The sequence below is a fragment of the Pleomorphochaeta sp. genome (genome assembly GCF_050031695.1).
In the GTDB taxonomy this organism is placed as follows: Bacteria; Spirochaetota; Spirochaetia; order Sphaerochaetales; family Sphaerochaetaceae; genus Pleomorphochaeta.
Genome location: NZ_JBNAIC010000005.1, coordinates 31,466 through 44,897 on the forward strand (window position 1 = coordinate 31,466; position 13,432 = coordinate 44,897).

A 13,432-nucleotide genomic window follows, 5' to 3' on the forward strand; every position below is an offset into this window, starting at 1 on the left:
TAAAGCTGTGTTAAAAAACACAGCCTATATACTTTACTTACCTTTAGATTTCTTTTTCTTAAGAGATTGTTCAATTATCTCTTTCGATAAATTCATCGCTAAGTCTTCATCTGATCTTGCTTTTTCATCATCTATTGGAATATTTGTCTTTCCTTGTTTTAAATAATATCCATAACGACCAACATGAAGTTTAACACTTTCACCATTAAATTCTCCAAAATCTTTTAATGCAGTTTTTGCTGCTGATTTCTTTTTAGAACCTTTTGTTGAGCCGTTTTTAATCAAATCTAAAGCTTCTTCTAAAGTAACAGAAAATAATTGTTCATCATGGTCTCTTTTATTCAAATTAACATTTAAATCACCGCAATTTAAATAAGGACCATATTTTCCTTTCATTGCAAAAATAGTTTGCCCATTTTCATCTTTTCCTAATTCTCGAGGAAGGGATAAATATTTCTTAGCTATTGTTAAATCTTTTTGAGCCGTCTCTTCTTTTTGGTACCAAGAAGGAATACTTGCTCTTTTTGGTTTATTAGCTGAATCTTTCCCTATTTGCCAATATGGCCCAAATCTACCTGAACATAAATAAATTTCATTATTATTATCATCTTCGCCTAATAAAATAGGTTCATTTTTAACTTTTCCTTTTTTTATTAAAGCTTTTACCTCTTCATCAGTAACAGTTCCTGGTAACATTTCTTTTGGAAGATTTATATACTCTTGTTTATCATTAACCACTTTTCCTAATACATATGGACCATAAGGGCCTATCATTATAGGATTAGCTTCATCAATCTGAGGAAGAATTAATGTTTTAGCAACAACTTTATCCTTTTTACTTTTTTCTTCTTTTACTCTAGATTGTAAACCTTTTTCACCGAGATAAAAATCTTTTAATAGTTTTGTTTTTTCAATCTTATGATTTGCTATGTCATCTAAATCAGCTTCTAATAATCTAGTAAAATCATAATCAACATATTTTGGGAAAGAATTACTAAGATATTGGCAAACAGCGAATCCAACAAAAGTTGGAACTAAAGCACTGCCTTCTTTTACTAAATACTGTCTGTTTAATAGAGTATCTATAATTGATGCATAAGTTGAAGGTCTACCAATTCCTTTTTGCTCTAATTCTCTAACTAGACTTGCTTCAGTATATCTTGCAGGTGGTTTAGTTTCGTGTTTTTGACTAATTAATTCATTTAATTCTAACTCTTCACCTTTCTCTACTTTTGGTAACAATGTTTCTTTATCATCTAAAGCTGCTTCTGGATCATCTTTAGCTTCAACATAGGCCCTCAAATAACCTGGGAAGATTATTTGGGTACCACTTGCACTAAAGATAGCCCCATTAGATTGTATTTTTATAGTAGTAATTCTTTTCTTTGCTTCAGCCATTTGACTTGCTAAAGTTCTAGCCCAAATCAAAGAATAAAGAGATAATTCTTTTCCAGTTAATCCTGAGTTCTTTGGAGAAACAAACTTTTCACCTGATGGTCTAATCGCTTCATGTGCTTCTTGAGCTTCAGCATTTTTAGCTTTAAACTGTCTTACTTCTTTTGAAAGATACTCTTCCCCATATAGCTCTTGAACACTAGTCCTAGCACCATTGATACCTTCTTGGCTTAAAAATGGACTATCAGTTCTCATATATGTTATTAAACCATTTTCATATAATCTTTGAGCTACTCTCATAGTTTCTTTAGAACTAAAATGCAACTTCTTGATTGCTTCTTGTTGTAATGTGCTTGTAATAAAAGGTGCAGTTGGCTTTGAACTAATTGGTTTACTGATAATATCATTAACAGTAAAAGGACCATTTTCAATATCCTTTATAATATCATCAATACTTTTTTCATCTAATAATAAAGTATTATCGTTTTTATATTTACCAGTTGTAGAATCAAAACTTTTACTTGAAGCCAAATTTTTATTATTATATTCTACTAGTTTTGCTTCAAATTTTCCTTCGCTAGTATTAAATTTTGCTTTTGCATCAAAATAGATACTCTTTATATATGAAATTCTTTCTTTTTCTCTTTCTACTGTTAACATTAATCCAGGAGATTGAACTCTACCTGCACTTAACTTTCTTGAGGATAATTTTTGACCAACAATCGATGAAACATCATAACCAAATAATCTATCAATAATTCTTCTAGCTTCTTGAGCATGGACCATATCAACATCCAAATCTCTACCAGAATTTAAAGCGTTCTTAATAGCTTTATTAGTTATTTCATGAAATACCATTCTTTTATAATCAACTTTTGGTTTTAGGACTTGCAATAAATGCCAAGAAATACTTTCTCCTTCCCTATCTTCATCAGTTGCCAATAATAAATATTCAGATTTTTTTAATTCTTCTTTCAGTGATTTGACCAAAGCTTTCTTTTCACTTGGTATTATATAATGTGGTTTAAAGTTATTTTCAACATCAACCGCATTTTTATCAGAATCTAAATCTCGAATATGTCCATTACTTGCAACAACTGTACAATTAGCAGGTAAAAATTTTTTTATTGTCTTAGCTTTAGTAGGCGACTCAACGATAATTAACGTTTTCTGGTCATCCAAATCTTGCATTCAATCCTCCATCAATAGCAAATTCAAAAATTGTCTATATTATAAAAGTTATAAAAAGGGATTCTATTTTTGTCAACGCTATACCTAATATCTTAGCAGAATAAATTATATAGATATAAAAAACTATTAGTTTTAACTTAAAATAGTTAACATATATATAGAAAATATTCATTTATATATATTACACTATTTAAAAAAATAATCAAATTACTATTTATTAATATTATTTGTAATCAATATTAAGTATACTTGTTATATTTATGAAGAGATATATAAAACCCTTGAACCCTTAATCCTTTTATAATATTGTGTACTATAATGTATTATAGAGAATTATGATGTAGGAGCACTTAGTGAATTTCAAAAAATATATTTTATTTCTAATGATTACTTTCCCATTTCTTATCGGTTGTGTAGTTACAGAAGATTTATCCATTAATGAAGATGAAAGTGGAAGTTCTCAAATAGAAATTAGCGTTGAAGATTTTTTTATAACTGTTTTAAATGACTTCTCTGAATTTTCAACAGATGATAATAATAAACCTATTATGGATTTAGCTATAGATGATACAGCTAATAAATTAACTAAAAATGATACAACAACTAATGTATTATTTACAAAAGTTGGGAAAAATAGTTACGAAGGATATTTTGATTATACTTCCCTCTCTACTCTAATTTCTGATTTAGGTGAAACAGAAAATCAAACTATAATGGTTGTAAATGATAATAAACTTAACTTTTATTTAGATTTAGATAATTATTCACAATTAACAAAAGCAATTCCTTTCTTAGCGGATCCTAATTTTGAACCTTTTGGACCTGAATATAATGAAGGACTAACTGAAGATGACTATTTAGAAATGATTAGTTTTATGTTAGGAGAAGAAGGTCCTGATGCTATTAGAAATTCAGTAATAACATTAAACTTTGAGACACCAAGTCCAATTGTTAGTTATTCTGGTGGCCAAAAAATTTCTAGTACACTTTTTCAATACAGTTTCCCTCTAATAGACTTCTTATTACTCGCAGAACCTTTAGAATTTGAATTAGAATGGTAAATAATTAGATTTAGTAATTACTTATTATTTAATGACAAAAGAGGCTATACAAAAATGTATAGCCTTTATTATCATTATATTTTTAAATAAATTTAAACATTGAATCTAAAATGCATAATGTCCCCATCTTGAACAATATACTCTTTTCCTTCCATTCTAAGTTTTCCTTTTTCTTTAACTTTTTGCTCACTACCCAATTCAAATAAGTCATCACAATTATAAACTTCTGCTTTAATAAAACCTTTTTCAAAATCTGTATGAATAACACCTGCAGCTTGAGGAGCCTTATAACCTGCTTTAAAAGTCCATGCTCTATCTTCATCACTACCAGCTGTGAAGAAAGTTCTCATTCCTAAAGTATGATAAGCACTTCTAATTAATGAGTTTAATCCTGATTCTTCTAAACCTAAAGCTTCTAAAAATTCTTTTTTATCTGCTTCATCTTCCATTTCAGCAATTTCTGCTTCAATTTTTCCACAGATAACAACAACTTCCGAATCTTCTTCTTTAGCAACTTCTCTAACAATTTTTACATATTCATTATCTTCTTCAAGATTATCTTCATCTACATTACAAACATAAATTACAGGTTTTAATGTAATAAGGTGTAAATCACTAATTGCTTCTAATTCTTCTTCATCAAGATTTAATGTTCTTGCCAATTTTCCTTCACTAAGACAATCTTTCAATTTCTCTAATATTGGCAATACTTTTGTATTAATCTTTTGTTGTTCTTTATTAATTCGACCCATTTTAGCCATTTTTGCATAACGTTTTTCAACAGTATCTAAATCTGAAAAGGCTAATTCAATATTAATAGTTGAAATATCTCCAATAGGATCTATTTTATTATTAACATGAATGATATCTTCATTATCAAAACATCTAACAACATGTGCTAAAACACCAACTTCCCTTATAGAAGCTAAGAATCTATTTCCTAAACCTTCGCCTTTAGAAGCACCTTCAACTAATCCTGCAATATCTACAAATTCAAAAGTAGCAGGAATTATTTTTGCAGGGGGAATTAATTCAACAATTTTATCAAGACGTGGATCTGGAACATTAACAATCCCAACATTAGGATCAATTGTACAAAATGGATAGTTAGCTGATTCAGCTGGTGCACTTGTTAAAGCTGAAAAAATAGTTGATTTACCTACATTAGGAAGACCTACTATACCACAATTTAAACTCATAAAATTATACCTCACTTAGATAAGTTCTGACGCTTGAATATATCATAGATTGACAACTTAATAAACCATGAGTAATCTAAATACTATAAAAAAGGATAAATAAAATATTGGCAAAAACAAAAACAATAGAAGTAAATACAAATATTAAATTAAAAAAAGCAATTATTATAATAATTAATAATTATAAAAACACAGAGTCTCCTCTTTTAAGAAGAGAAGAATTAATATCATTAGCAACAACTATGAACGTTGAAGTTATAGATTCAATTATAGTTCCTTTAAAAAAAGAAAATAGTCATACATATATAGGAAAAGGCAAAGTCATTGAATTAAAAGAAATAGCAGAAGAAAATGAAATTGATCTATTTATCTTTGAAACTGATTTATCGCCAAATATTCAAAGAAACTTGGAAAAAGAATTAAATGTTTGTGTAATCGATAGACGTGAAGTTATTTTACAAATATTTAGTGATAGAGCTTATACAAAAGAAGCAACTCTTCAAGTTGAATTAGCAAAACTTGAATATTCTCTTCCTAGATTAACTAGAGCTTGGACAAACCTATCAAGGCAAAGAGGTGGAACAAAAACAACTAAGGGGGAAGGTGAAACTCAATTAGAAATTGATAGAAGACTAGTTTTAAATAGAATAACTCGTTTGAAAAAAGAGTTAGAAAAAGTAAAAAAAATAAGAGATACACAAAGAAAAAATAGAATTAACTCTAATGTTCCAACTGTAGCTATCGTAGGTTATACAAATAGTGGAAAAAGTTCTTTATTAAAATACTTATCAAAATCTGAAATTTTTGTTGAGAATAAACTTTTTGCAACCTTAGATACTACTAGTAAAAAGATTAAAATGCCTAGCCATAGAGAAATGATATTTATTGATACTGTAGGCTTTGTTAGTAATTTACCTCATAATTTAATTGAAGCCTTCAATTCAACACTTGAAGAAGTAAACTATGCGGATGTAATTTTGATAGTCTTAGATCGCTCTCACCCAAATCTTATGGGATGTTATCAAACAACCATTGATACACTTAAAGAATTAGGTTGCGAAAATAAACCTACTATTATAATGTTAAACAAATGTGATCTAGAAAGAAATGAATTTGATTGTGTTAGATTAAAAACTATAGAGCCAAAAATTATAGAAACAAGCGTAAAAAAAGAAATTAATATTAATAAATTATTAGAAACTATAGAGCAAACATATGAAAAGGATGAAATAATAACACTTTTTGAAATTCCATTAAATCGACATGATTTAATATATTATGCTAAAAGAAATTCTTTAGTATTAGATATAAGATATGAAGAAGAATATATATTGCTTCAAGCAAAAGTAAAAGATAGATATTTAGGTGAATTAAAGAATTATAAAAAAACAACTCTCAATTGAGAGCTGTTTTAATATTAATAAATTATAAAATTTACATATCAAATCTATATAGACCTTGTAATGAAGCTTGAATAACAAAACTAGGATCTACGCTAGAACCTGTAAATGCTAATGCTAAACCTGGTTCAACACGGAATAATACATCGATAGGTAAATCACCTTCAAAGCTATAAGAAACTTCACCCATAGCTAAAGCTGAAATACTAAAAGCTCCACCACTTAATGGGATATTGAATGATAATCCTCCACCCGCATTTACATCAAAATCTTCTTTTTCAATTGAAAATTCACTTACATTATAAACTGCAAAACCTTCAGCATTAAGAGTTTTATCTCCAATAATATCAAAACCTAATGTACCACCTACTGTAAGATCTCTATCTACATTATATTTAAATCCTACACCATTTATTGTTCCCAAAGCTAAACCAGCACTCATGTCTGAACTTTTAGCAAAAGTAGGAGCCACAACCAATACCATCAATGCAACAATTGTCAAAATTCTTTTTTTCATAGCATTCTCCTTAATTAATTTTATATCTTTTACGCATTATACCAAATAAAAGTATACTTGAATAGAGAAAATATTAAATTACAAAAATATTTTAGTTTTAAAAATATATTTTTTATGTATTTTTTTTGTTAAGTAACTCACATCTTTATTAAATTGTGTAATAAGCTTTTGTAATTTTTGACATAAGTTTTTGCTCTATTTAGTGATTTTATCTCTTTTTATTTTTTTATTTTATATATATAGTACATTCAGAGGAAATGATATGGTAAATAAATCTCTTTATGGATTAAACAGTAATGAAATTTTTGAATTATTAAATTTAGAAAAAAAATTCCAAGCTAAACAAATATATCAATGGTTAATTAAAGGTGTATATAATTTTGATGAAATGACAAATCTCTCAAAAGCACTTAGAGAAAAATTAACTAAAAAGTATAAAAGTGCAATATCTTCAAAAGTTATAGATACACAAATCGACGATACTGGTGCCACTAAGCTAGCAATAGAGCTAAGTGATGGTTCTATTATCGAAAGTGTAATGCTTGTTGATAAAAATGATAGAAAGACAGCATGTATTTCATCTCAAGTTGGCTGTGCTATGGGATGCAAGTTTTGTAGAACAGGAACTATGGGCTTAATTAGGAATTTAAGTTCATCTGAAATTATAGAACAATTTGTACATCTTCGAAAACTTGGCAATATTACACATATTGTATATATGGGTATGGGAGAACCATTAGCGAATTTTGCACCTGTTTTAGATTCAATTAATTTCTTCCATAGAGAAGATGCTTTCTATATTAGCTTAAGAAGAATTACAATCAGCACCTGTGGTGTTGTAAGTGGTATTAATAAACTAACAGAACAAAATCTTAATGTTAAATTAGCAGTATCATTAGTTAGTGCAGACAATCCATTAAGAAATGAAATTATGCCAATTAATAATACTTATAACTTACAAAAATTAAAGCAAAGCTTATTACATTACCAAAACAAATGTGGTTCTAGATTTACTTTAGAATATTGTATGCTTAGTGGACTTAATTGTGATTTAAATGCGGCTAAAAAATTAGCAAGTTTTTATAATGGACTTGATGCAGTAGTAAATTTGATCCCTTGGAATCCCGCTGCTGAATTACCTTATAAAACACCAACTAATGAAGAAATAAATAAATTTACATCATATTTAGACAAATTCAATATCAGATATGCTAGAAGATTTACTAGAGGTAGAGATGTTAATGGTGCCTGCGGCCAATTAGCAACAAAAACTAGAAAGAATAAATAATGAAAGCATTTTATGAATTACCAAAAGAATATCAAATATATAAAACAATAGATCTTAACAAGAAAAAGTATTTAATTTTATTTAATCTTTTTGTAATTTTAGTATCATTAATTATTTTTTCAACTTTTAAAATTAATAGTTGCCCTCTTTTTTCTATTCGAAGTTTTATAGTTTTAGCAATTGGAATATATTTATCAATAATTATTCATGAACTGATACACGGAATTTTTATTTGGCTGTTTTCTAAAAAAAGAGCCAAATATAAGATTTCATTCTTCTATGCTAGTGCAGGTGCTAAAGATCGGTATTTTGATAAGTATTCTTATATCATAATAGCTATTGCTCCACTAATAATTTTATCTTTTTTATTATTTATTTTACTTTATTCCTTACCTCTTGAATACTATAATTCAATACTCTTAATTCTAGCCTTAAGTGCTTCAGGATCTATAGGAGATATATATATGACCATCATTACCCTATTATGTCCTGACAATATCTTAATAAATGATTCTGGCGAAATCATGCACTTCTACAAAAAAACATAAAACAAAACTTGCCGATTATAGTTAAAATAAATACCTTTTATACATTGTTTGTAAATATGGAGGTATTCATGGCAAATAACAACAATAAAACTAATAATAAGAATAATAGACCTATTATTCGGTTTTATTTAATAATGTTGGCGGCAATTTTATTAGTAAATATGTTCGTTGTCCCATATATGAACCAAGCTCAATATCAAGAAGTTGATTACGGAACATTTTTAACAATGTTAGATAATAAAACTATTAGCAAAGTTGAAATAAATGACAATAATATATACTTTACGGCTAATAATAGTTATGACCAAGTATATACAACTACAACATTCCAAGATCCAGATTTAGTAAACAGATTATATGCATCTGGTTGCGAATTTGGAAGGGTCGCTCCAACAGAAGCTTCTCCTTTAGTAACTATGCTACTATCTTGGCTATTACCTTTCTTCGTTATTTATCTGCTAGGCAGATATTTTCAAAAAAGAATGGCTAATTCTGAATCCGGTGGTAACCCTTTTATGGGATCTATGTCTTTCGGTAAAAGTAATGCAAAGCGATATGTACCAAGTGAAACTGGAATAAAATTCAAAGATGTAGCAGGAGAAGATGAAGCAAAAGATTTATTAACCGAAATTGTTGATTTTCTACACAAACCTGAAAAATATACTCAAATTGGTGCAAAAATACCAAAAGGAGCTTTATTAGTTGGACCTCCAGGAACAGGAAAAACCTTATTAGCAAAAGCTGTTGCAGGAGAAGCTAATGTCCCTTTCTTCTCTATTTCTGGTTCAGAATTTGTTGAAATGTTTGTCGGTATGGGAGCAGCAAAAGTTAGAGACTTATTTAAAGAAGCTGCAAAAAAAGCTCCTTGTATAATATTTATTGATGAAATTGATGCAATTGGTAAAAAAAGAACAACCTCTCCACAAGGTGGAAATGATGAAAGAGAACAAACACTTAATCAACTTTTAACCGAAATGGATGGATTTGATAGCACTAAAGGAATTATCCTATTAGCAGCAACCAATAGACCTGAAACTTTAGATCCAGCATTACTTAGACCAGGAAGATTTGATAGAAGAATTCCTGTTGAATTGCCAGATGTTATTGGCCGTGAAGAAATACTTAAAGTTCATGCACAAAATATAAAAGTTGCAAACAATGTTAACTATCATGATATTGCTAGAGCTGCAGCAGGAATGAGCGGTGCTGATTTAGCAAACATTATTAATGAAGCTGCTCTAATCGCTGTTAGAAATAGAAGATCTAAAGTCATTCAAACTGACTTAGTAGAAAGTATTGAAGTTGTTGCAGCAGGCTATAAAAAGAAAAACAAAGTTCTAAACGACAAAGAAAAATTAATAGTAGCATATCATGAAGTTGGCCATGCACTTGTTGCAGCATTACAAACTAATACAGCACCTGTTTCGAAGATTACTATTATCCCAAGAACCTCTGGTGCATTAGGTTTTACTATGCAAGTAGATGAAGAAGAAAAGAATTTATTAAGTAAAGAAGAATTAGCTAATAAAATTGCAATATTTACTGGTGGTCGTGCAGCAGAAGACATTGTTTTTAATTCAATCACTACTGGCGCTAGTAATGATATTGAACAAGCTACCAAATTAGCAAGAGCAATGATAACTAGATATGGTATGAGTGATGAATTTGGAATGGTTGCTTTCGAAGCTCAAGGATCACAATATTTAGGAGGAGATTCTTCATTAATTTGTAGTGAAAATACTAGTTCTAAGATTGATAAAATGGTTACTGAATTAGTAAGTAAACAGTATGAAAAAGCTAAAAACTTATTAACAGAAAACATTAACAAGCTTCACGAAATATCAGAATATTTATATAAAATGGAAACCATCGATGGTGAACAGTTTATGGATATCTTTATTAACGGGAAAAAAGAAATTACTCAATAATTATTATTAAAATAAAAATACCTCTAAAGTAGTTTATATCTACTTTGGAGGTATTATTTTATAGTCATAAGGTATTATCTTAATATAATAAAAGTCTTAAATTAGCCCTTTATCACTAAGCATTTTAGTTGCAGCATCTTTTACACTTCCACCTTCATCTACCATTAAATTATATTTTTGCATATCAGATTCTGTGAATTTATTAGTTAGTTCATTTAGAGCTTCAACAACTTCAGGATGCTCATCAGCATATTCAGTTTTCATAATTGGTGTTACATAATATGGAGGGAAAACATTTTTATCATCAACTAAATTAACAAAACCATATTTTGCTATTCTTCCATCAGTTGAATAATATGTATTAATATCAATTTGACCTTCGATTAAAGCTTGAGTTGTTAAACCTTGATCCATACCCTTATATTCTTTAAATTCAAATCCATAAGTTCTAACAACAGCTGGTAAACCATCACCTTCTCTAACAGGGAATTCTTGATCTCCTCCTAAAACTAATTGATCAGCAATAGGTGCTAAATCAGAAATTGTTTCAAGGTTATACTTATCAACTAATTCTTGAGTTGTTGAAAAAACATATGTATCATTAAAGCCTAGAGGGCCTAACCAAGTAATTCCATACTCTTCTTCACATCTTTCTTTAACATAATTATATGTTGCTTCAGGTCCAATATTATCTGTTTGATTGAAAATTGATCCATAAGCAGAACCTGTATATTCACAATACATATCAGCATCACCATTTTTAATTGCATTAAAACAAAGTAATGTTCCACCAAGCTCTTTAACTTCTGTTTCAAAACCCTTTGACTCTAAAAAGATTCCAATTGCTTCACCAACAATTCTCTGTTCTGTATAATTCTTATGAACAACAGTAATTTTATCACTTGATGAATTACAACTTGTAAATAAAGATGCAATTGCCATTATTGTAACTAATATAATTTTGTTTTTATTTTTCATATATTTTCTTCTCCTACTTTTTAATCTCTTAACCCTTTAGAAGTTAATGCTTTTTCAACTAAACCTAATAAAAAATCTACAATTAATGCTAGAACAGCTGATAAAATTGCTCCAGTAAATATCATAGGTTGGTTAAAGGTACTTAATCCTCTATAAATCAAATCTCCTAATCCTCCAGCAGCAATAAGTGTTGCAATTGTTGTAATACCAATACATGTAACAGCAGCAATTCTAACACCACCCATTATTACCGAAATAGCTAAAGGGACTTCGACTTTAAACATTATCTGCGTTTTAGTCATACCCATACCAGTTGCAGCTTTAATTATTCCAGGATCAACATTTTTAATACCAATTAATGAGTTTTTTACTATAGGTAATAATGCGTATAAGAATAAAGCAAATACAGCGGGTTTTGTTCCTATACCAAAAATAGGCATTGCAAAAGCAAACATAGCTAAAGATGGAATAGTTTGTATTATGTTAGCAACACCAATAACAATTTTAGCTGCTTTTTCATGATTCACAATTGAAAAACCGACAGGAATTCCAACTACACATGCTAATATTACAGCAGTAAATGATAAGCTAACATGTTCTAATGACTTCTCTATTATTAAGGCCCAATTATTTGTTAAAAATTCAATCATCTTAATAGTCCTCCGTTCCTGGCATTATTTGACTCAATACATTTAAAATACTTGTATTTGAGATTATTCCACATAAACACCCTTCATCATCTACTACAGGAATATATTTAAGACCTTTTTCATTCCTAATATTAATAACATCTGTTAAACTTGTTTCAGGAGATACTGAGACAAAATTTGTCTTCATAATATCCATCATTTTTGTATTATGTTCTGAAATACCAACAAACCTATTGGCACCAACTAATCCAAGTAATTTTTTCTTTTCTTTTTTCATTGGCTCTACTACACATAGCATAGTTGTTTCTTTTGTTGCCATTCTTTCAATAGCTTGTGCAACTGAACGAGTTTTAGAAATTGTAGGAAATTTTTTAATCATAACATCTTCAGCACTAAGCATATCAGGAGTTTTCCATAATCTATTTTTTCCAACAAAATTTAATACAAAATCATTTATAGGATTTTTTAATATTTCTTCGGCACTATCACATTGAACGATTTTACCTTCTTGCATTACAGCAATTCTATCGCCAACTTTTATTGCCTCATCTATATCATGAGTTACAAAAATAATAGTTTTACCTAATTCATCATGAATTCGAACAACTTCGTCTTGCAATTGTTCTCTAGTTATTGGATCTAATGCAGAAAAAGGTTCATCCATTAATATTATATCAGGATCATTAGCAAGAGCTCTTGCAACACCTACTCTTTGAAGTTGTCCACCAGATAATTCTTTTGGATATCTAGAAAGATAAATATCTGGATCCAAATCAACTTTATCTAATAAATCTCTAGCTACTTTTAAATTTTTCTCTTCGTCTTTAGAGGTTAAACCTAAAACAGCTACAACATTTTGACCTATTGTCCAATGAGGGAACAAACCAATTTGTTGAATTACATATCCTATTCTTCTTCTTAATTGAATTTTATCAACTTTTGTTATATCTTCACCATCGATATATATTTCACCTGAAGTAGGATCTACTAAGCGATTAATCATTTGCATAGTAGTTGTCTTTCCACAACCACTTTCACCAACTAAAACCATAAACTCGCCATCATTTATAGTTAAATCAAGGTCATCTATAACCTTTGTCTTTCCATCATAAGTTTTTACAATATTCTTTAACTGAATCATTTTATTCTCCTCAATACTTTTTTATTCTAACTTTTGCAAATTTAGGTATCATGTAGAATATTTTTGATCAAAAAAATTTGTTTTTCGAATGCGATTCCTTCAATATAGATTGAACGAAATTTGAAGCTTTTTAAAT

11 protein-coding genes are annotated in these 13,432 nt (G+C 28.8%); 5 read left to right on the forward strand and 6 right to left on the reverse strand.

The features are described 5' to 3' along the window. Nucleotides 1-33 precede the first annotated feature (33 nt). The gene (gene topA / locus ACPKM0_RS00530; RefSeq protein ID WP_472472844.1) at nucleotides 34-2,586 is read right to left on the reverse strand and encodes a type I DNA topoisomerase; all 2,553 of its coding nucleotides are present in this window, start codon (nucleotides 2,584-2,586) and stop codon (nucleotides 34-36) included. A 353-nt stretch (nucleotides 2,587-2,939) separates the two neighbouring features. Between topA and ACPKM0_RS00535 the strand changes: the two genes are divergently transcribed. Beyond that, nucleotides 2,940-3,647 (forward strand): hypothetical protein, encoded by a 708-nt coding sequence (locus ACPKM0_RS00535; RefSeq protein WP_472472845.1) that lies wholly within the window; start codon nucleotides 2,940-2,942, stop codon nucleotides 3,645-3,647. A 92-nt stretch (nucleotides 3,648-3,739) separates the two neighbouring features. On the opposite strand, the gene ychF is transcribed toward ACPKM0_RS00535, so the two are convergent. Then, nucleotides 3,740-4,846, reverse strand: coding sequence for a redox-regulated ATPase YchF (ychF, locus tag ACPKM0_RS00540; protein ID WP_472472846.1), 1,107 nt, complete (start codon nucleotides 4,844-4,846; stop codon nucleotides 3,740-3,742). 107 nt (nucleotides 4,847-4,953) lie between these two features. Here ychF and hflX point away from each other — a divergent pair, with 107 nt between their 5' ends. Then, nucleotides 4,954-6,249, forward strand: coding sequence for a GTPase HflX (hflX, locus tag ACPKM0_RS00545; RefSeq protein WP_472472847.1), 1,296 nt, complete (start codon nucleotides 4,954-4,956; stop codon nucleotides 6,247-6,249). A 31-nt stretch (nucleotides 6,250-6,280) separates the two neighbouring features. On the opposite strand, the gene ACPKM0_RS00550 is transcribed toward hflX, so the two are convergent. Then, nucleotides 6,281-6,763, reverse strand: coding sequence for a hypothetical protein (locus ACPKM0_RS00550; protein ID WP_472472848.1), 483 nt, complete (start codon nucleotides 6,761-6,763; stop codon nucleotides 6,281-6,283). Between the two features lie 262 nt (nucleotides 6,764-7,025). Here ACPKM0_RS00550 and rlmN point away from each other — a divergent pair, with 262 nt between their 5' ends. The 3 genes from rlmN (at nucleotide 7,026) to ftsH (ending at nucleotide 10,527) form a co-directional block, all read left to right on the forward strand. Next, a complete protein-coding gene (rlmN, locus tag ACPKM0_RS00555) occupies nucleotides 7,026-8,051 on the forward strand; it encodes a dual-specificity RNA methyltransferase RlmN (RefSeq protein ID WP_472472849.1) in 1,026 nt (341 codons plus the stop codon). After that, a complete protein-coding gene (locus tag ACPKM0_RS00560; RefSeq protein WP_472472850.1) occupies nucleotides 8,051-8,599 on the forward strand; it encodes a DUF3267 domain-containing protein in 549 nt (182 codons plus the stop codon). The genes rlmN and ACPKM0_RS00560 overlap by 1 nt, the downstream gene beginning before the upstream one ends. Nucleotides 8,600-8,667: 68 nt before the next feature. After that, a complete protein-coding gene (ftsH, locus tag ACPKM0_RS00565) occupies nucleotides 8,668-10,527 on the forward strand; it encodes an ATP-dependent zinc metalloprotease FtsH (protein ID WP_472472851.1) in 1,860 nt (619 codons plus the stop codon). Between the two features lie 96 nt (nucleotides 10,528-10,623). On the opposite strand, the gene ACPKM0_RS00570 is transcribed toward ftsH, so the two are convergent. The 3 genes from ACPKM0_RS00570 to ACPKM0_RS00580 are packed head-to-tail and all read right to left on the reverse strand — an operon-like array spanning nucleotide 10,624 to nucleotide 13,296. Next, nucleotides 10,624-11,505: an ABC transporter substrate-binding protein gene (locus tag ACPKM0_RS00570; protein ID WP_472472852.1), complete on the reverse strand. Its 882-nt coding sequence runs from the start codon at nucleotides 11,503-11,505 to the stop codon at nucleotides 10,624-10,626. 20 nt (nucleotides 11,506-11,525) lie between these two features. Continuing rightward, nucleotides 11,526-12,155 carry an ABC transporter permease gene (locus ACPKM0_RS00575; protein ID WP_472472853.1) on the reverse strand — a complete coding sequence of 210 codons (630 nt, stop codon included), beginning with the start codon at nucleotides 12,153-12,155 and terminating at the stop codon, nucleotides 11,526-11,528. Between the two features lies 1 nt (nucleotide 12,156). Then, nucleotides 12,157-13,296 (reverse strand): betaine/proline/choline family ABC transporter ATP-binding protein, encoded by a 1,140-nt coding sequence (locus tag ACPKM0_RS00580; RefSeq protein WP_472472854.1) that lies wholly within the window; start codon nucleotides 13,294-13,296, stop codon nucleotides 12,157-12,159. Nucleotides 13,297-13,432 lie beyond the last annotated feature (136 nt).